Source organism: Sphingobium sp. Z007 (assembly GCF_900013425.1).
Taxonomy (GTDB): Bacteria; Pseudomonadota; Alphaproteobacteria; order Sphingomonadales; family Sphingomonadaceae; genus Sphingobium.
In genome coordinates this window covers 2,830,471-2,849,971 of record NZ_FBXK01000005.1, presented here as the reverse complement: position 1 = coordinate 2,849,971, position 19,501 = coordinate 2,830,471, and the positions used below count along the sequence as shown (strand labels likewise).

Here is a 19,501-nt window from a genome sequence, read left to right as displayed (position 1 = left end):
GATCAATCCGCGCGCATCGCTTCGGCCACCAGCGCTTCGGCCTCCATCAACAGCGCATCCTCTGACGCCGATTGCGCCACCTGTTCGCGACCGATCAGGATCAGCACCGGCACGGCGAGCGGGCTGACGCGGTCGAGCGTAACATGCAGCATGGTCTGGCTTGCCCGGTCGATCAGGTCGCCCAGCCGCCCGACATCCGTCATGCGCGCGCGCGCATCGGCCCAGGCGGCTTTCAGCAGCAGATGGTCGGGCTGATATTTGCGCAGCACGTCGTAGATGAGGTCGGTCGAGAAAGTGACCTGCCGCCCGGTCTTGCGCTTGCCCGGATGCTGCCGCTCGATCAGCCCGGCAATCACCGCCACGTCGCGGAAGGCGCGCTTGAGCAGGCTCGACTGTTCGACCCAGTCGATGAACTCATGATCGAGGATATCGGCCGAAAACAGGCTCTGCGGGTCGGTGACCGGCTTCAGGCTCGATATCGCCAGCGCATAGTCGTTGGACACAAAGCCCAGGGGCATCAGCCCCTGGCTCTCCATCCGCCGGGTCAGCAGCATGGACAGCGACTGATGCGCATTCCAGCCTTCGAAACTGTAGCAGACGAGATAATGGCGCCCTTCATGCGGGAAGGTTTCGATCAGCAGCTGGCCGGGCTGTGGCAGGGCGGAACGCAGTTTCTGCATCTCCAGCCATTCGCGCACATCGGGCGGGAAACGGTGCCATTCGTCCGGTTCGGCCAGGAAATGGCGGACGCGGTCGGCAAGGCGGGTGGACATGGCCATGCGCGATCCGCCCCAGCTGGGGATGCGCGCCTGTTTCGATGTCGCCCGGACCGTGAGGTCGGATGTGTCCATCCGCACCACTTCCAGCGCCATGCCGGAAAAGAAGAAACTGTCGCCGGCGCGTAGCTGCGCGGCGAAGCCCTCCTCCACCGTGCCCAGCTTGCGGCCATTGGCAAAACGCACCGCCAGCGCGGGCTGATCGACGATGATCCCGGCGTTCAGGCGATGCTGCTGGATGAAGCGAGGATGGGAGACGCGCCAGGTGCCGTCGGCGTCCTGCGTTAGCCGCTTGAACCGGTCATAGGCGCGCAGGGCGTAGCCGCCGCCTTCGATGAAATGCAGGACATGGTCGAACGCCTCGGCGGTCAGCGCGCTATAGGGGGTGGCGGATCGCACTTCGTCCAGCAATTCGTCCGCTCGGAACGGCCCGGCGCAGGCCAGGCCCATGACATGCTGGGCCAGCACGTCCAGGCTGCCGGGGCGGAAATCGTCGGCGTCGCGCTCGCCCGCCTCGACGGCATCCAGCGCGGCGCGCGCCTCCAGATATTCGAAGCGGTTGCCGGGGATCAGGATCGCCTCGCTCGCCAAGTCGAGCCGATGGTTCGCGCGGCCGATCCGCTGGAGCAGGCGCGACGACCCCTTGGGCGCGCCCATCTGGATCACGCAATCGACATTGCCCCAATCGACGCCGAGGTCGAGCGATGCGGTCGCCACCAGCGCGCGCAGCTTTCCCGCCGCCATCGCCGATTCGACCTTGCGCCGCGCCTCGATCGACAGGCTGCCATGATGGATGGCGATCGGCAGATTGGCGTCGTTGGCGGACCAGAGTTCCTGGAAGATAAGTTCGGCCAGGCCGCGGGTGTTGCAGAAAACCAGCGTCGTCTGCCGCGCTTCGATCTCCGCCATGACCTGTTTGGCGGCATATTTGCCCGAATGGCCGGACCAGGGAACGCGGCCTTCGGGGATCAATATGGCGACGTTCGGCTCCGCGCCTGCTTCGCCCAAAACCGGGGTGACCGTGTCGATGTCGCCATCGGGCGCGAGCCAGGCGCGATAAGCGTCGACATCGGCCACGGTGGCCGACAGCGCCACCCGGCGCAGCGTGGGATTGATCGTCTGCAACCGGGCCATCGACAGGTTGAGCAGGTCGCCGCGCTTTTGCGTGGCGAAGGCGTGAACCTCATCCACGATCACAGTACGCAGGTCCGAAAAGAGCAGCGCGCTATCGGGGTAGCTGAGCAGCAGCGACAGCGATTCGGGCGTTGTCAGCAGGATGTGCGGCGGGCGGACGCGCTGGCGCGCCTTGCGATCGGACGGGGTGTCGCCGGTGCGCGTCTCCACGCTGATGGGGAGCGCCATTTCCTCGATCGGGGTCAGCAGGTTGCGGCGGACATCGACCGCCAGCGCCTTCAAGGGTGACACGTAGAGGGTGTGCAGACGATCGGTGGGATGGGCGATCAGGTCCGCCAAGGTTGGCAGAAAACCCGCCAGTGTCTTGCCCGCCCCGGTCGGCGCGACCAGCAGAGCATGATCGCCCTGCGCCGCCGCGGCCAGCATATCCATCTGGTGCCGCCGTGGTCGCCAGCCGCGTGCGGCGAACCAGCTTTCGATGATCGGAGGAAGAGAAGGCGACATCGCATGGATGTAGGGTGCCGCCCGCCCGCTGTCACGGCCCGCCATGTCGGTTGTGATCCCTGCCATGGCGGACGGCCGCGCCGCATGATAGGCTGCGCTCAGCCCACGACGCGGTAATGCCGATCGGAGTCGCGCATTCTGCCATCATCCCGCACGTTCGATGAGAAAGAAGATTGTCTCATGACCGATGAACACGCCCCGCCGCCCACCGCCGACGTCATATTCGACATCTGGTTCATGCCCATGGCCTTTTGGACCCAATGGTGGCGCTTTTACGCTGAGACGCTGAATGTCGCCCGTTTCCCGCCTGGCCGTGGCCTCGTCGATGCAGAGGGCGGGCTGGTTGATGTCGAAGTCGAAGAGGGTCTTGTCGCCTGACACGAAGACATCGGTTCGGAATAATCATATAGCCCGGCGAAATAATCTTACGCCGCCCTCTGGCCCTCTGCCACCGCCCTGCGTTACACTCCCGCCATGACAGCGGCGCATCAGACGCCGCTAATGCAGGAGAAACGATATGACCGGCGAGACCCCGACCAATCTGTCCGAAGCCGACCTGACCGGCGTGGAAGCCCCGCGCAACCGCCGCCGCCCCAAGGCCCCGATCATGGAAATTGACGGCCGCAAGCTCAAGCCTGCTACGCTGATGATGGGTCATGGCTATGATCCGACGCTGTCGGAAGGATCGCTCAAGCCGCCGATTTTCCTGACCTCCACCTTCGCCTTCGAAAGCGCGGCCGCGGGCAAGCGCCATTTCGAAGGGGTGACCGGCATCCGGCCCGGCGGATCGGAGGGACTCGTCTATTCCCGCTTCAACGGCCCCAATCAGGAGATCTGCGAAGATCGGCTGTCGGTGTGGGAGGAGGCAGAGGATGCCTTGCTCTTTTCCAGCGGCATGTCGGCGATCGCGACCACGTTGCTGGCGTTGGTCCAGCCTGGCGATGTGATCGTTCATTCAGCGCCGCTTTACGCCGCGACCGAATCGCTGATCGGGCGCATATTGGGCAAATTCGGGGTGCAGTGGCTGGATTTTCCTGCCGGCGCGACGGAGGCGGAGATTGGCGCGGTGATCGAAAAGGCCAAGGGCCTGGGCCGCGTCGCCATGCTCTATCTGGAAAGTCCGGCCAACCCGACCAACGTGCTGGTCGATATAGAAGCGGTCGTCGCGCAGCGCGACTTGCTGTTCGCGGGCGAATCTCATGTGCCACCGGTCGCGATCGACAATACGTTTCTGGGACCATTGTGGCTCAAGCCGTTGGCGCATGGCGCAGACCTGGTCATCTACAGCCTGACCAAATATGCCGGTGGGCACAGCGATCTGGTCGCGGGCGGGGTACTGGGGTCCAATGCGCTTATCACCACCATCCGCCTGATGCGCAACACGATCGGCACCATCCTTGATCCCCATAGCGCGTGGATGCTGCTGCGGTCGCTGGAGACGCTGGAATTGCGGATGAGCCGGGCGGGCGAAAATGCGGAAAAAATCTGCGCCTGGCTGAAGGACCAGCCGCAGGTGGAGAAGGTCGTCTATCTCGGCTTTCCCGAAACCGAGCGGCAGGCCGATATTTATCGCCGCCATTGCACCGGCGCGGGGTCGACCTTCTCGCTTTACCTCAAAGGTGGCGAGGCGGAGGCCTTCGCGTTCCTCGACGCGCTCAAGATCGCCAAGCTGGCGGTCAGCCTGGGCGGGACCGAGACGCTGGCCAGCCATCCCGCGGCGATGACGCACCTGTCCGTGCCGGCGGAGCGCAAGACAGCGCTGGGCATCGGCGACAATATGGTGCGCATCTCGATCGGCTGCGAGGATGCGGACGATCTGATCGCCGATTTCGTCCAGGCGCTGCGGCAGATTGATGAGCCATGACCCGTCCTGTCCTGTTGGTGGGCCAGCCCTTGCTGGCACCCCTGCTGCCGTCGTTGCGCACGGATTATGACGTCATCGCGCTGTGGGACTTGCCGCCGGCCGAAGATCTGAAAAAGGTCGATGCGCTGGTGTGGGCCGGGGAGTTTCCGCTCGGTCGCGACCTGCTGGATGCCATGCCCGGCCTGACCCTCATCGCCTGCTTCACCGTGGGCTATGACGGGGTGGACCTGGCCCTGGCACGGCAGCGGGGCATTGCGGTCGCCCATGCGGGGAACGCCAATGCGGACGATGTCGCCGACCACGCCATCGGCCTGATCCTGGCCCATCGACGACAGATCGTGGAAGGCGATCGCCAATTGCGCGCCGGCCAATGGACGATCGACAGCAAGATGCGGACCCGATCGATGGGCGGCGCGCGGCTGGGCATTGTCGGCATGGGGGCGATCGGCGTTGCTGTCGCGGAACGGGCGCAGGCGATGAAGATGGCGATCCGCTGGTGGGGGCCAAGAGCCAAGCCCGATCTACTCTGGCCACGGGCCGACGATGTGGCGGCGCTGGCGCGGGAGAGCGACATATTGCTGATCGCGGCCCGCGCCGATGCGGATAATCGGGGCATGATCGACGCGCCTATCCTCGACGCGTTAGGACCAGAAGGACTGCTCGTGAATGTTGCGCGGGGGCAGTTGGTGAACGAAGAGGCCCTGATTGACGCGCTGCGGACCGGGCGGGTGGGCGGCGCGGCGCTCGACGTGTTCGATCCCGAACCGACCGATGCCCACCGTTGGGCCGATGTGCCCAATGTCGTGCTGACCCCACACACTGGCGGTGCGACGCATGAAGCGGTAGGACGGATGGCGCAGACGTTGATGGCCAATCTGGCCGCGCATTTCGCTGGAACGGCTATGCCTTCACCGGTGCCGAATTCTGCTTAAGACGGGATTTTTCCCGGAGGCGGCGTCTCATTGCAACCGCGGGACTGGGCTCCCGCCTGCGCGGGAGCACGGCCTATTCCATCGCGTCGCCTTAGCAATTTGGAACAGCCCGTTGGGCGACGCGCGTGACCAGACGCGCATAACCACGCGCCGTCATCGGATTTGCGCTATGCCGACGGCCACGCCGCCAGCGCATCAGAATTTGAAGATGGTGCCCAGATAGACGGCCTGGCTGTCCTGGCGCTCGTCGGTCATCGGGGTCAGGCGACCCGCCACGCTGTTATTGTAGCGCACGCCGGCGGTGACGTTCAGGTTGCGCGTCAGCGAATAGGAGCCGGCGAGATCCAGCGAATAATCCTTATCCGCCGACGGATTGCGCACCGTCGCCGCGACACCCGGTTCGCGGCGATTTTCCAGCATCATCTTGGTGCTGAAACGATCCTTCTTCGCGTCATCCAGCGAGAAATTCTTCGCATCAACCATCGTTTCGACCGGGACCGGGTCCAGCGCCTTGCGGCCGACCGCGTCGGGCAGGGCAAACTTGCGCCAGTTATGGGCGCCGTTCAGGCTGAAGGCGACAGGCTTGATGTCGATCGCATCGACGGCGCGATTGATAGCCACCAGATCGGCACTACCGGCCGCGCGGACCATCACGGTGACCGAACGCTGGCCGCTCAGCGAACCACTGGTGGGTGTGAAACGAAAACCCTGACGACTGGCCGAGGCCACCATCTTGGCATAGGCCGCGGCGAGGCGCGGATCCTTGATCGTGGGGGTGAAGGACGACAGGCTGCCAAGCGAACCCAGCGATACCGGCGCTTGCGTGCCCTGACGCATGAAGTCAGACGCCGCGCCGAACGCGGGGGACAGCATGAAGCCAGCGACGGCGAGCGCCGCGCCCGTTCCTGCCAAATATCCCCTGTTCATACGCATGACCCGACTCTTCATCCCCGACTTATATCTTGCGTAACGCTCTACACCGGCAAAGCCTCCACTGGCTAGGGGCAGAACGCCTTTTTGTCCGAGCTGTTGCATGGAACACACAGGCTGAATGCCCTTTGACGGGAACGCTACCACCGCGCCTGGGGGCGCAACCGGTCGCGCAGGTCTTCGCGCCCCCTTGCCCCACGCCGCACGGCCACTATAGAAGCGGTGAGTTTCTCGTCTTTTTCAAGCTAGGACATGCCTGATGGCCCGCCGTCTTCCTGCCTTCGCCACCACCGGCCTGCTATTGGCCGCACTCATGCCGCTCGCTGCGTGCGGTGGCGGCGCCAAGGATCGGCCCAAGGCCGACATCGCCGCTTCGAAGGTCACGACGATCGGCGTCAACGCCTATCTGTGGCGCGCGTCGCTCGACACCCTGTCCTTCATGCCGATGGTGCAGACCGATTCGAACGGCGGCGTGATCGTGACCGACTGGTATGCGAACCCGAATACGCCCAATGAACGGATGAAGCTGACCGTGTCGATCCTGGACCAGGATCTGCGCGCCGACGCGCTGCGTGTTGCGGCCAGCCGCCAAGTCAATCAGGGCGGCCAGTGGGTAGATGCCCCGGTCGCCGCGGCCACCGTGCAGAAGCTGGAAGAAGTGATCCTGACCAAGGCGCGCGACCTGCGCCGCATGGCGATCGGCTGAACGACCGGTTCGGGCGGCGCTCGCGCGGCGCCCCATTTCTAATCTATCGGGGCTGGGCTTGGAAAGGCCCAGCCCGCTCGCATTTGTAAGGACATGACATGCAAAGGCGCTTCAACCCGCTTGAGGCCGACGCCCGCTGGCAGGCGACCTGGGACGAGCAGCAGAGCTTCAAGGCCGACGACGCGTCGCCCAAACCGCGCAGCTATGTGCTAGAGATGTTTCCCTATCCGTCGGGGCGCATCCATATCGGCCATGTCCGAAACTATTCGATGGGCGACGTGCTGGCACGATTCCGCCGGATGACGGGGCATGAAGTGCTGCATCCGATGGGCTGGGACGCCTTTGGCATGCCGGCCGAAAATGCGGCAATGGAAAAGAAGGTGCATCCGGGCGAATGGACGCGCTCGAACATCGCCAACATGCGCGCGCAATTGAAGAAACTGGGCTTCGCGATCGACTGGTCGCGCGAACTCGCCACCTGCGAGCCGGATTATTATGGCCATGAACAGGCGCTGTTCCTGGACATGCTGCAAGCAGGCCTGGTCTATCGCAAGGAATCGGCGGTCAATTGGGACCCGGTCGACATGACCGTGCTGGCGAACGAACAGGTGATCGACGGGCGCGGCTGGCGGTCGGGCGCTTTGGTCGAGAAGCGCAAACTGTCCCAGTGGTTCCTCAAGATCACCCAGTTCGCCGACGATCTGGTGGCGGGCCTGGCCACGCTGGACCAGTGGCCGGACAAGGTAAAGCTGATGCAGGAAAACTGGATCGGCAAATCGGTCGGTTTGCAGTTCCATTTCGAGCCGGTCGCGCCTTTCGACAGCCGGATCGAGGTCTATTCGACGCGGCCCGATACGATTTTCGGGGCGAGCTTCGTGGCGATTGCGGCGGACCATCCGATCGCGCAGGCGGTGGCCGCAAACAACCCGGACGCGGTCGCCTTCATTGAGAAGTGCAAGGCGGGCGGCACCACGGCGGCTGAACTGGAAACGGCAGAGAAGCTGGGCTTCGACACGGGCCTGACCGTCGCGCATCCGTTCGATCCCGACTGGCATCTGCCCGTGTTCATCGCCAATTTCGTGCTGATGGACTATGGCACCGGCGCGGTCATGGGCGTGCCCGCGCACGACCAGCGCGACCTGGACTTTGCGCGCAAATATATGCTGCCGGTCGAGCGTGTCGTTGCGCCGGAAGGTGAAGCCGACACGCCGATCCATGACGAGGCCTATACCGGCCCCGGCAAGCTGGTGAACTCGCGCTTACTGGACGGCATGAGCGTCGAAGAAGCAAAAGCCGCCGTCATCGCGCGGGCCGAATCAGAAGGCTGGGGCGCGGGCAAGACCGTGTTTCGCCTGCGCGACTGGGGCGTGTCGCGCCAGCGTTACTGGGGCACGCCGATCCCGGTGATCCATTGCGAGACGTGCGGCCCGGTGGGCGTGCCGAAGGATCAATTGCCGGTCGTGCTGCCCGACGATGTCAGCTTCGACGTACCGGGCAATCCTTTGGATCGCCATCCGACCTGGAAACATGTCGACTGCCCAAGCTGTGGCCAGCCCGCGGTGCGCGAGACCGATACGCTGGACACGTTCGCCGATTCGAGCTGGTATTTCATCCGCTTCGCCAGCCAACCCAAGGACAAGCCGTTCGACCGCGAAACCGTCGAAAAATGGCTACCGGTCAGCCAATATATTGGCGGCGTGGAACATGCGATCCTGCATCTGCTCTACGCCCGCTTCTGGACGCGCGCGCTCCAGCATATGGGGCAATTGGGCTTTGCCGAGCCGTTCACCGGCCTGTTCACGCAGGGGATGGTGACGCATGAGACCTATAGCCGCGAACAGGGCGAGGGGCTGCCGCCTGTCTATTTCGCGCCAGGCGAGATCGACCGGACGTCCGAAGGCGCGACGCTGATCGCCGATGCTGCGCCGGTCGAGGTCGGCCGCGTCATCAAAATGTCCAAGTCCAAGAAGAATGTCGTCGATCCCGACGATATCATCGCCCAATATGGCGCGGATGCAGTGCGCTGGTTCATGCTGTCGGACAGCCCGCCGGAACGCGACCTGCCCTGGACCGAGGCTGGCATCGAAGGCAGTTGGCGCTTCGTCAACCGCGTCTGGCGGCTGTTCGGCGACTATGACACCGCGGCCGAGGGGCAGGACAAGCCCCTGGACCGCAAGCTGCACCAGACCGTCGACGGCGTCGCCAGGGATATCGAGGCGCTGGGCTTTAACAAGGCGGTCGCGAAAATCTACGAACTGGTCAACGCGATCGAAAAGGCCAAGCCGTCCGCTTCGCGCACCGCCGCGATCCGCGGGCTTGCCCTGCTGGTTGCGCCGATGACGCCGCATCTGGCCGAAGAGGGCTGGGCGGGGATGGCCAAAGACAATGGTTGTGAAGGCCTGATCGCCGACGCCGCCTGGCCGCCGGTCGATCCGGCGCTGTTGGTGGACGATGAAGTCACCATCGCCTGCCAGGTGATGGGCAAGCTGCGCGACACCATCACCGTGCCCAAGGGGACGGCGAAGGACGAATTGGAGCGGCTGGCGCTCGCCGCGCCCAATGTCGTTCGCATCCTGGATGGCGCGACGCCCAAGAAGGTGATCGTCGTGCCGGATCGTCTGGTGAACCTGGTGATTTAACAAAACGCCGTTCGGCCTGAGCCTGTCGAAGGCCCGCTTCTTCTTCTTCCCATCGAGGAAGGAAAGCCCCCTTCGACGCCGCCTGCGGCGTCGCTCAGGACAGGCTTGGACAGGCGCAGGGCGAACGGTTATGGAGGTTCACATGAAGTCTTGTCCCCTGCTCTTGATCGCCCTTGCCTCCCTCTCCGCCTGCGGATTACGCCCCGTCTATGGCGGGGGCGGGCAGGGCGCGGTGGCGCAGGCGCTCGGCAATGTCACGGTCGAACCGATCGAGGGCAAGGGCGGCTGGCTGGTGCGCAATGCGCTCAACGACCGGCTGTCGGCGATGACCGGCGGCAGCGGCCCGCGCTACAAGCTGGTGGTGAAGCTGGACGATGACATCAGCGGTTTCGGCCTGCGGTCCGATGCCGCCATCACGCGTGAGCGCCGCACCTTGCGGGCGCGTTATCAGTTGGTGGATGAAGCCACCGGCGCGCAACTGCTGGACGATACAGCCGGATCGGACGCGGGCATCGACGTGACGTCGAGCGAATATGCCACGATCGCGGCCGAAGACACGGCGCTGGAACGGCTGTCGCAGACGGTGGCGGACCAGATCGTCACCCGGCTGGCGCTCTATTCGCGCAAGGCCGCCAATCCTTGAAGGCCAATCGCGGCCAGATCGAACGGGCGCTGGACGCGCCGCCCCATGATGTGCGCTTCTTCCTGCTATACGGCCCCGACGAAGCGGGTAGCCAGTCGCTGGCGAAACGGCTGGAGCGCGCCATGGGGCCGCAGGCCGAACGGATCGACCTGGACGGCGCGACGCTGAAGGACGACCCCGCCCGGCTGTCCGACGAAGCGGCGTCATTTTCCATGTTCGGCGACAAGCGCTGGATTCGAGTCAGCGGCATGGGCGAGGAATCGGTCCCGGCACTGACCGCCCTGTTGGAGGCCGAAGCCGCCGGCAACCCGGTGATCGCGGTCGTAGGCGCACTGAAAGCCACATCGAAACTGGTCAAGCTGGCGCTGGATCACAAGGCGGTGATGGCCTGCATCTCCTACCAGCCCGATGCGCGCGAATCCGAACAGATCGCGGTCGGCATCGCGCGCGATGGCGGGCTGCGGCTGTCGTCAGACCTCGCCCGCCGCATCGTCGACTTGGCCAATGGCGACCGCGCGCTGATGACCGGCGAGATCGAGAAGCTGATCCTCTATCTCGACGCCGCGCCCGATCGCCCGCGCGAGGCGACGGCGGAGGCGCTCGATGCGTTGTCCGCCGACAATCCCGATACGGAGGTCGGCCCGCTTGTCAACGCCGTGTTGGGCGGCGACCTCAAGGCCATGCACCGCGAACTCACGAGCCTGAGCGAAACCGGCACCGCCATGGCGTCGGTCATCCGCCCGCTGCTGAACCGCGCGATGCTGATCGCCAATATCCGCACCGATTTCGACGCCAGCGGACGCCTGGAAGGCGCGGTGGAAGCGGCGGGCAAGGCGGTGTTCTGGAAGGAAAAGGGGCTGGTGTCGCGCCAGGTACGGCAATGGGATGCGCCCGGCATCGCCCGCGTGCTCCAACGGCTGCTGGAAGCGGAACGCGCCACCCGATCGGGCCGGGGGCTGGGTGACTTGATGGTGCGTCACGAATTGCTGACGATCGCGCGGCAGGCGGCGCGGGAGCGGGCCTGAATCCGCAGACTTGAACCCCGGCTAGGACAGCGCCATATTGCCGCCATGGACAAGCTGAACCTGAGCGAAGCCGAATGGCGCGCACGCCTTTCCCCCGAACAATATCATGTGCTGCGCGAAGCGGGCACGGAGCGGGCCTTTACCGGTCCCTATAATGGCAACAAGGCCGACGGCGTTTATTATTGCGCCGGTTGCGGCACCGAACTGTTCGACGCGCAGGAAAAATATGACAGCGGGTCGGGTTGGCCCAGCTTCACCGCGCCGGTCGATGGCGACGCGGTCGAGGAAATTCGCGACGCCAGCCACGGTATGGTCCGCACCGAAGTCCGCTGCGCCACCTGCGAAGGGCATCTGGGCCATGTCTTCCCCGATGGTCCGGGCGTTAACGGCCTGCGTTACTGCATGAACAGCGCCAGCCTGGACTTCAAGCCGCGCGACGAAGAGGCGGAATAGATTTAGCCGAGCATTTTCCGGGGGTGTTTCCGCGCAGGCGGGAACCCAGCGCGGACGGGATGAACTGGGTTCCCGCCTACGCGGGAACACGGCATTGCTTGAACCCATTCATCCCTGGTAAAGCGCTGATCCTCATGGAAGGCGCGACGGTCTTTTTCCGCGTCGGACGCATGATTTGCGCTGGCAGGGGCCGGGATTAGCGCGTATCCGGGGCGGCACAGATGGCAGGATCAGGCAAGAACAAAGGCGCGCCGCGTGGCCGCGCGAAGACATGGTTGCTGCGCGGGCTGAAGATCGGCCTTGCGACGGCGGTGGCGGGCCTGCTGGCGGTGGTGATCGCTGTGGTGATCGCGATGCAGTCGCTGCCCGGCTATGATAGCCTTAAATCCTCCCCCAATGGCCAGATGATCCGCGTGCATGCTGCCGACGGGAGCGTCATCGTGTCCTTGGGGCCGAGTTTTGGCAAATGGATGGACTATGACCGCATTCCGCAGGTCATGGTCGATGCGATGGTCTCGACAGAAGACAAGCGCTTCTACCTGCATCCCGGCGTCGATCCGATCGGCATGGCGCGCGCCGCCTGGGTTGCGATCGAAAATCGCGGCAAGGGCCGGCGGTTGCAGGGCGCATCGACCATCACCCAGCAGGTGACGCGCAATATCTTCCTCAACAACAGCTATAGTTTCGGCCGCAAGATCCGCGAAATGGTGCTGGCGCTGGCGCTGGAACGCAAATTCACCAAACGGCAAATCCTCGAACTCTACCTCAACAAGGTCTATTTCGGCGGCGGCGCCTACGGCATCGATGCGGCCAGCCGCAAATTTTTCGGCCATCCCGCCACCGGCTTGGACCTGCCCGAAGCGGCGATCATCGCGGGGCTGGTGAAGGCGCCGTCCAGCTATTCCCCCACCGCCGACGCCGACGCCGCGATCGGCCGCGCCGGCGTTGTTTTGGACCTGATGCAGGAAAATGGCGCTATCTCCGCATCGCAGCGGGCGGACGCGGATATTCAGAGCGTCAAACTGGCTCCGCAAGCGCCGCAGAACAGCGTGCGTTACTTCACCGACTGGACGCTGCCCCAGCTCGACCTGCTGATCGATGAGCCCAACGAGCCGCTGGAGGTCTATACCACCATCGATCTTGGCATGCAGAAGGCGGCGACGGCGGCGATCCAGGCTAATGTGCCGTCGGGCACGCAGGGCGCAATGGTCAGCCTGGACCGCGACGGCGCGGTGCGGGCGATGGTCGGTGGCCTGGATTATGTGACGTCCAACTATAATCGCGCCACCACCGCGACGCGCCAGCCGGGATCGGCGTGGAAGATCTTTGTCTATATGGCGGCGCTGGAGGCGGGCTATACCCCCGACACCGGCGTGACCGACGAGCCGGTGACGATCAACGGCTGGTCCCCGCGCAACAGTTCGGGGCGCTTTTCTGGCGATATCGATATCCGCACCGCCTTCGCCTATTCGATCAATACGGTCGCAGCGAAGCTGGGCGTAGAGGTCGGCTTCCCCACCGTCGCCGACATGGCGCGGCGCTTTGGCATCACGACGCCGGTCAATACCCATCCGTCGATGGTGCTGGGCACGTCCGACGTGCGGTTGATCGACATGACTCGCGCCGCCGCCTCGATCGCGCGTAAGGGGATTGCCGTGACGCCCTATGGCATTACCAAGGTCACCACCGCCGACGGCCGGCTGCTCTACAGCCATCAGGACGACACCAGCCGCGTGCTTGTGGCCCCCTGGGTCGCCGCCGGCATGACCGACCTGATGCAGACGGCGGTCAGCACCGGCACGGGCAAGGCCGCCCAGATCGGCCGCCCGGTCGCGGGCAAGACCGGCACCACGACCAGCAACAAGGATGGTTATTTCCTGGGCTTTTCCAGCGGCATCACCACCGGCGTCTGGATGGGCCGCGATGACGCCAAGGCGGTCGGTGGACTACAGGGCGGCCGTGCGCCAGCCCGCGCTTTCGCCGATTATATGAAAGTGGCGGTTTCCAAGCGCCCGGTGGAGCAGTTCGAAACAGAGGTGACGCTGCCCGAATGGCAGCTGGAACCGGACGATGAGGCCTATTATGGCAGCCCCGACAATGGGATGGTTGGGGGGCTGGACGGCGGCATGCTGGTCGACGAAAACGGCCTGCCGATCGAGCGCCCCCGCGCCGCCCCTTCAGAGGCCGCGAGCGACGATCCGCAGATGGAGGTCGATCCCGAAGACAGGCCGCGGCAGGACCGGCCGCAACCGCCGCGCATCGACCAGCAATGGATCGACAATGTGCTGGGCCGCGATCGCCAGCGGCAGCAGCGACCGACGCCCAATCCTTAAGCGTCCAACGCCTAACCCTTAACCTCCTCGTTCGCGGCGAACTGGGCCTTTTCCAGCGCGCTGCCGTCGGGCAGCAGGAAGTCGACCTTGCCCCGGCCAAAATCGATCGCCACCCGATCGAAAATCTTGAGCGCGCTGATGCCCAGCAGCAGCGCCGGCTTGTCCTGCATCCCCAGTTCGGCAAAGGGGCTGGCGTCGGCGAACAGCACCGGGACTTCGGTCAGGTTGACGCGGCCCATGCGCACCGACTTGATCCGTCCCACCTGCCCCGTCAGTGTGCCGCCGGTGACGCTGGTCAGCGCCGCCGTCAACATCGCCGGCGCGCGCTTCTTCGTCATCAGCCGGTCGCGCAGCGCGATATTGCCGATGCTGAAATGGGTGCCGGTATCGAGCATGATGTTGACCCGCATGCCGTTGACCTCGGAATCGAGCAGGATCAACTGGCCGCGCTTGCGCCGCGCCTCTACCACGATGGTATCGGGATCGGCCGACAGGCGGCGACGGGGGTTGCTGCTGCCGATTTCCATCCGCCCGGTGCGGAAATTCAGTGTCAGCCGCTTACCGTGCAGGCTGTCCAGCCCCAGCAGGCCCGGCGCTCCCAGATCCACGCCTTCCAGCACTGGCGCCTCGATATCGTCGATCGTCCCGCCGCCAAAGCCCAGCCGCGGCACCGCGACCGTCCCGGCCTCCGACCGGCCGGTCATGCTGATGATGGTGACATTGGCGCGCGGCGACAGCGCCAGCTTTTCCGCCAGGTCGCGCGCGATCACGGTGCGCTGCGATCCGGTGTCGATGATGAAGTTCCACGGCCCCTTGCCGTCGATCGAGATCGGGATGGTCACCCGTTCGTCCAGCGCGGGACCGGTTTGGACCACCGTGGGCGGGATGTCGGGATCAAGGGCGGGATCGAGGATTGCGGGGGCGGGCAGGGGCGAATCCTGCGCGGCAAGCGGCGCGCCGCCGATCGTCAGCCCCACACCCAGCAACACCCTCACGCAGAGAGGGAGCCGTCCCATATCCTCATCCTTCCATTTTATGCCGCGCTTATATCATGGCAGGCCATTGTCGCACCAGCGCCACCGCCCGGCGCGGATTGCGGCGAAAAGGCGATTTTCCACCACTGCGGTCTGCTCTCATGCCTTGACTTGACCATGGGCGGATCGCTACACGCCAGATGATAGCTCCCGACCGTCCGGCACGGGACTCGACCGGCGTCCTGCCCGGTTCTGAAATCCTTCCCTTTTCTGCCCTACTTCACCCTCTCGCCATCGGACCGACTCGCAATGCATCTCAAGGACCTCAAGAAAACAGCGCCCGCAGATTTGGTCACCATGGCCGAAGAGTTGGGCGTCGAAAGCGCATCGACGCTGCGCAAGCAGGATTTGATGTTCGCGATCCTGAAGGCCGAGGCGGAGAATGGCGAACAGATCATGGGCGAGGGCACGATCGAAGTGCTGCCCGACGGCTTCGGCTTTCTGCGTAGCCCGGAAGCGAACTTCCTGGCCGGTCCCGACGACATCTATGTCTCGCCCAATCAGGTACGCCGTTTCGGCCTGCGCACCGGCGACACGGTGGACGGCGAAATCCGCGCGCCCAAGGATGGCGAGCGCTATTTCGCGCTGGTGAAGCTCAATACCGTCAATTTCGACGATCCCGATGTGGTCCGCCATCGCGTGAATTTCGACAATCTGACGCCGCTTTACCCCGAATCGAAGCTGACGCTCGACCCCTATGATCCGACACAGAAGGACAAGTCGGCCCGCGTCATCGACATCATATCGCCCCAAGGCAAGGGCCAGCGCACGCTGATCGTAGCCCCGCCGCGCGTCGGCAAGACCGTGATGCTGCAGAACATCGCCAAGGCGATCACCGACAATCATCCCGAAGTCTTCCTGATCGTCCTGCTGATCGACGAGCGCCCGGAAGAAGTCACCGACATGCAGCGCAGCGTGAAGGGAGAGGTCGTCTCCTCCACCTTCGACGAACCCGCTACCCGCCACGTCCAGGTCGCCGAAATGGTGATCGAAAAAGCCAAGCGGCTGGTCGAGCATAAGAAGGATGTCGTCATCCTGCTCGACTCGATCACCCGTCTGGGTCGCGCCTACAACACCGTGGTCCCCTCTTCGGGCAAGGTGCTGACCGGCGGTGTCGATGCCAATGCGCTCCAGCGGCCCAAGCGCTTCTTCGGCGCGGCGCGTAATATCGAGGAGGGCGGTTCGCTCTCCATCATCGCCACCGCGCTGATCGACACCGGCAGCCGGATGGACGAAGTGATTTTCGAAGAGTTCAAGGGCACCGGCAATTCCGAAATCGTGCTGGACCGCAAGGTCGCGGACAAGCGCATCTTCCCAGCGCTGGACGTCGGCAAGTCCGGCACCCGCAAGGAAGAGCTGCTGGTCGACAAGGCCAAGCTCAGCAAGATGTGGGTGTTGCGCCGCATCCTGATGCAGATGGGCACGATCGACGCGATGGAGTTCCTGCTGGACAAGATGAAGGACAGCAAGACCAACGAAGACTTCTTCGATTCGATGAACCAGTAAGGGACGCTCGCGATCCTTCCGGTCGCGCGCAGATCCATCATAAATTTTGCCGCGAGAGCCGGGCCATGTATATGGTCCGGCTTTCTCCTTTCCTACAGACAGGGACGTTAGCAGGCCGCCATGATCGACCTCCTCGCCACCGCCGCCTCCGCGGCCCAGGGCCTCGGCTCTCCTGCCGATATCTGGCAGCACATCGTCAATGATTTCAGCAATATAACTTCGCCTAGTGCGCTGGCCGCCTTTGGTCAGGTGCTGATGATCGACATTCTTCTGGCGGGTGACAACGCCATCGTCGTCGGCGCGCTGGCGGCGGGGCTTCCGGCAGCCCAGCGCAAGAAGGTGATTCTGATCGGCATCATCGCCGCGCTGGTGCTGCGCATCGCCTTTGCGCTGGTGGTCAGCCAGTTGATGCAGATCGTCGGCTTGATCCTGGCCGGTGGCCTGCTGCTGCTGTGGGTCAGCTTCAAGATGTGGCGCGAATTGCACCCCAAGCGGGGTGGCGACACGCCGGGCGACACCAGCGACGACGATGTGTCGGGATTGCGCCCGGCCAAAAGCTTCGCCGCTGCCGCCTGGGCCGTAGCCGTCGCCGACGTCAGCATGAGCCTGGACAATGTACTGGCCGTCGCGGGCGCCGCGAAGGACCATCCCGGTATCCTCATCATCGGGCTGATCCTGTCGGTCGCGCTGATGGGCATCGCCGCGAACATCATCGCCAAATATATCGAGCGGTTCCGCTGGATCGCCTATATCGGTCTCGCCGTCATCGTCTATGTTGCGGTCAAGATGATTTATGAAGGGTTCGTCGACCATCAGGTCGGGATATTGACGCTGTTCGGCTGACCGGCCTGACGCGCAAAAAAGGGGGCGGAACCTGACAGGTTCCGCCCCCTTTTTGTTGTTTCTACACAATAGCCGTTCGTTTCGAGCGAACGGTTTGTTCTTGTGATTTAGGGGATCAGCACGGTCGCCCCGGTCGTCTGCCGCGCTTCCAGCGCGCGGTGCGCCTCCGCCGCATCACTCAGCGCGAAACGCTGACCGATCACCGCCTTGACCACGCCGCGCCGCATCCGGTCGAACAGGCGATCGGCGGTATGCGCCAAAGCCTCCGCCGTCGCGATATAGTCGAACAAGGTTGGGCGGGTGACGTAAAGCGAACCACCCCGGCTGAGGTCCAGCAGGCTGACCGGCGGGACCGCGCCCGACGCGTTGCCATAGCTGACCATCAGCCCGCGCCGTTTGAGGCTGGCGAGTGAGGCGGCCCAGCTGTCCTCACCCACGCCATCATAGACCACGTCCACGCCCTTGCCATCCGTCAAGTCGCGCACCCGCACGGCCAGCTCATCGAATGGACCGTGCAAGCTGTGGTCTGCGTCAACGCTTGCCGCCTTCTGCGCCGACCCGCAATGGGCGATAACAATGACGCCCTTATCGCGCAGCCACGGGACGAGGACAGAGCCGACCCCGCCCGCCGCCGCATGGACCAACGCGACCTGACCGGCGTGCAGCGCGATCGTATCTTCGGCCAGATAACAGGCGGTCATGCCCTTGAGCATCATCGCCGCCGCATCCTGTGTCGATACGCCATCGGGAATCCGCACGACCTTATCCGCCGCAACGATCCGGTGGGTGGCGTAAGACGCCAGCCCGCTGGCGCAGCCTACGACATCGCCGACTGCAAAGCCGGTAACCCCCGGCCCGACCGCCGCCACCCGGCCTGCGCCCTCCGACCCCAAGGGGGTGGGCAGGGGCGCGGGATAGAGGCCGGTGCGATAATAGGTGTCGATGAAATTGAGGCCGACGGCATCCTGCGCGATTAGTATTTCGCCTTCACCTGGCGCACCGGGATCGAAATCCTCGCGCGCGATCACCTCCGGCCCGCCATGGCTGCGGGCGACCATGCGCCATGCGCCGCCCATCAGGCGAGATGCTCGGCGAAGAAATCGGCGGTGCGGCCGTCCGCGAGTTCGGCGCCGGCTTCGTCGCGACGTTGGCCCATCTCGGCGGCGAAACCATGGTCCAGCCCTTCATAATCATACAGCGTCACATGGCGGTTGTCGGCTAGACCCTCATGCATCGCTTTCTGCGCGTCGGGCAGGACGAAGTGATCGGCGGTCGGCACATGCAGCAGCACGGGCTTGCCGATCGCCTGCTGTTCGCCCAGCAGGCCGTCGATGCCGACGCCATAATAGCCCACGAATGCATCGCCATCGGTGCGGCAGGCGCTCATAAAAGCCAGACGCCCGCCCAGGCAATAGCCGACCAAGCCGACTTTGCTATCGTGGCCCAACGCCGCGCGCGCCGCCTTGATCGTCGCTTCGATATCGCGGATGCCCTGATCCTGGTTGAACTTGGGTATCAACCCCAGCGCCGTGTCCATCTGTTCCGGCACATCGGCGTCCAGTTCGATATGCGGTTCGATCCGCCAGAACAGATCGGGCGCGTAGGCAAGGTAACCGGCCTTGGCCCAGCTATCGCATTTCGCGCGGATACCTTCATTCACCCCGAAAATTTCCTGGATGACGATGATCGCCGCGGTGGCATCCTCTTCGGGCTTCGACACATAGGTGTCGAACTGCGCATCGCCTTCCAGTGTCTTGATCGGAATGAAATCGCCCATGTCGCTATCCTTTTGTCATGAAATATGCCGCGCATATTGGCCGATCCGGATCAGCGCGCAACCGCAAGGCGCGTTAAAAATTTGCTTTGATGCGGCCAGTTGCGGCATGACGGTCCGCAATAATGCCAGGCCGAAGGAAAGGGCAGCGACATGAAGGTTACCGTCGACGTGGACTGCACACCGGCCGAAGCGCGCTCCTTCCTGGGCCTGCCCGATGTCACCCCCATCCATGACAAATATATCAAGACGATGCTGGACGGCTTCGACGGCGTCGCCAATGTCGAGCAGATGGAAACACTGTTCAAGAGCTTCTCGCCGATGGGCGATGCAGGTATGCGTCTGTTTCAGCAGATGATGAATATGGGCCTGGCGGGCATGTCCGGCGGCGAAAAGAAATAAGCC

At 64.2% G+C, this 19,501-nt stretch carries 17 protein-coding genes; 12 read left to right on the top strand and 5 right to left on the bottom strand.

All coding sequences use genetic code 11. The annotated features are described in order from the left end of the window. Positions 1-2: 2 nt before the first annotated feature. On the bottom strand, positions 3-2,414 hold the full coding sequence (locus tag CEQ44_RS21740) for a ligase-associated DNA damage response DEXH box helicase (RefSeq protein WP_088181732.1): 2,412 nt from the start codon (positions 2,412-2,414) through the stop codon (positions 3-5). Positions 2,415-2,594: 180 nt separating this feature from the next. On the opposite strand from CEQ44_RS21740, the gene CEQ44_RS21735 reads away from it, so the two are divergent. The 3 genes from CEQ44_RS21735 to CEQ44_RS21725 all read left to right on the top strand — a co-directional run bounded on the left by CEQ44_RS21735 (position 2,595) and on the right by CEQ44_RS21725 (position 5,210). Beyond that, positions 2,595-2,792, top strand: coding sequence for a hypothetical protein (locus CEQ44_RS21735; protein WP_088181706.1), 198 nt, complete (start codon positions 2,595-2,597; stop codon positions 2,790-2,792). Positions 2,793-2,931: 139 nt separating this feature from the next. Next, positions 2,932-4,278, top strand: a complete 1,347-nt coding sequence (locus tag CEQ44_RS21730; protein ID WP_088181705.1) for a cystathionine gamma-synthase family protein — start codon at positions 2,932-2,934, stop codon at positions 4,276-4,278. Continuing rightward, a complete protein-coding gene (locus CEQ44_RS21725; RefSeq protein WP_088181704.1) occupies positions 4,275-5,210 on the top strand; it encodes a 2-hydroxyacid dehydrogenase in 936 nt (311 codons plus the stop codon). The genes CEQ44_RS21730 and CEQ44_RS21725 overlap by 4 nt, the downstream gene beginning before the upstream one ends. A 195-nt stretch (positions 5,211-5,405) precedes the next feature. On the opposite strand, the gene CEQ44_RS21720 is transcribed toward CEQ44_RS21725, so the two are convergent. Further along, positions 5,406-6,143: a hypothetical protein gene (locus tag CEQ44_RS21720; RefSeq protein WP_088181731.1), complete on the bottom strand. Its 738-nt coding sequence runs from the start codon at positions 6,141-6,143 to the stop codon at positions 5,406-5,408. Positions 6,144-6,399: 256 nt separating this feature from the next. Between CEQ44_RS21720 and CEQ44_RS21715 the strand changes: the two genes are divergently transcribed. The 6 genes from CEQ44_RS21715 to CEQ44_RS21690 all read left to right on the top strand — a co-directional run bounded on the left by CEQ44_RS21715 (position 6,400) and on the right by CEQ44_RS21690 (position 13,939). Next, on the top strand, positions 6,400-6,846 hold the full coding sequence (locus tag CEQ44_RS21715; protein WP_088181703.1) for a DUF3576 domain-containing protein: 447 nt from the start codon (positions 6,400-6,402) through the stop codon (positions 6,844-6,846). A gap of 98 nt (positions 6,847-6,944) precedes the next feature. Further along, on the top strand, positions 6,945-9,485 hold the full coding sequence (gene leuS, locus CEQ44_RS21710; RefSeq protein ID WP_088181702.1) for a leucine--tRNA ligase: 2,541 nt from the start codon (positions 6,945-6,947) through the stop codon (positions 9,483-9,485). 142 nt (positions 9,486-9,627) lie between these two features. Next, a complete protein-coding gene (gene lptE, locus CEQ44_RS21705) occupies positions 9,628-10,128 on the top strand; it encodes an LPS assembly lipoprotein LptE (protein WP_088181701.1) in 501 nt (166 codons plus the stop codon). Further along, on the top strand, positions 10,125-11,153 hold the full coding sequence (holA, locus tag CEQ44_RS21700; RefSeq protein WP_088181700.1) for a DNA polymerase III subunit delta: 1,029 nt from the start codon (positions 10,125-10,127) through the stop codon (positions 11,151-11,153). Before lptE ends, holA begins: the two co-directional genes overlap by 4 nt. Before the next feature lie 45 nt (positions 11,154-11,198). Further along, positions 11,199-11,606: a peptide-methionine (R)-S-oxide reductase MsrB gene (gene msrB / locus CEQ44_RS21695; protein WP_088181699.1), complete on the top strand. Its 408-nt coding sequence runs from the start codon at positions 11,199-11,201 to the stop codon at positions 11,604-11,606. 221 nt (positions 11,607-11,827) lie between these two features. Next, positions 11,828-13,939 (top strand): transglycosylase domain-containing protein, encoded by a 2,112-nt coding sequence (locus tag CEQ44_RS21690; RefSeq protein WP_088181698.1) that lies wholly within the window; start codon positions 11,828-11,830, stop codon positions 13,937-13,939. 11 nt (positions 13,940-13,950) lie between these two features. Here CEQ44_RS21690 and CEQ44_RS21685 read toward each other — a convergent pair whose 3' ends face one another. Beyond that, on the bottom strand, positions 13,951-14,955 hold the full coding sequence (locus CEQ44_RS21685; RefSeq protein ID WP_088181697.1) for a retroviral-like aspartic protease family protein: 1,005 nt from the start codon (positions 14,953-14,955) through the stop codon (positions 13,951-13,953). A 267-nt stretch (positions 14,956-15,222) separates the two neighbouring features. Between CEQ44_RS21685 and rho the strand changes: the two genes are divergently transcribed. Both rho and CEQ44_RS21675 read left to right on the top strand, forming a co-directional pair. Next, on the top strand, positions 15,223-16,479 hold the full coding sequence (gene rho / locus CEQ44_RS21680) for a transcription termination factor Rho (protein ID WP_088181696.1): 1,257 nt from the start codon (positions 15,223-15,225) through the stop codon (positions 16,477-16,479). Positions 16,480-16,599: 120 nt separating this feature from the next. Then, positions 16,600-17,322 (top strand): YjbE family putative metal transport protein, encoded by a 723-nt coding sequence (locus tag CEQ44_RS21675; RefSeq protein WP_088181695.1) that lies wholly within the window; start codon positions 16,600-16,602, stop codon positions 17,320-17,322. 107 nt (positions 17,323-17,429) lie between these two features. Here the strand turns inward: CEQ44_RS21675 and CEQ44_RS21670 are convergent, their stop codons facing one another. Together CEQ44_RS21670 and CEQ44_RS21665 are read right to left on the bottom strand one after the other, a co-directional pair. Then, a complete protein-coding gene (locus CEQ44_RS21670) occupies positions 17,430-18,398 on the bottom strand; it encodes a quinone oxidoreductase (RefSeq protein ID WP_254913793.1) in 969 nt (322 codons plus the stop codon). Further along, positions 18,398-19,099 carry a dienelactone hydrolase family protein gene (locus CEQ44_RS21665; RefSeq protein ID WP_088181694.1) on the bottom strand — a complete coding sequence of 234 codons (702 nt, stop codon included), beginning with the start codon at positions 19,097-19,099 and terminating at the stop codon, positions 18,398-18,400. The genes CEQ44_RS21670 and CEQ44_RS21665 overlap by 1 nt, the downstream gene beginning before the upstream one ends. A gap of 150 nt (positions 19,100-19,249) precedes the next feature. Between CEQ44_RS21665 and CEQ44_RS21660 the strand changes: the two genes are divergently transcribed. Continuing rightward, positions 19,250-19,498 carry a DUF6489 family protein gene (locus CEQ44_RS21660; protein WP_088181693.1) on the top strand — a complete coding sequence of 83 codons (249 nt, stop codon included), beginning with the start codon at positions 19,250-19,252 and terminating at the stop codon, positions 19,496-19,498. Positions 19,499-19,501 lie beyond the last annotated feature (3 nt).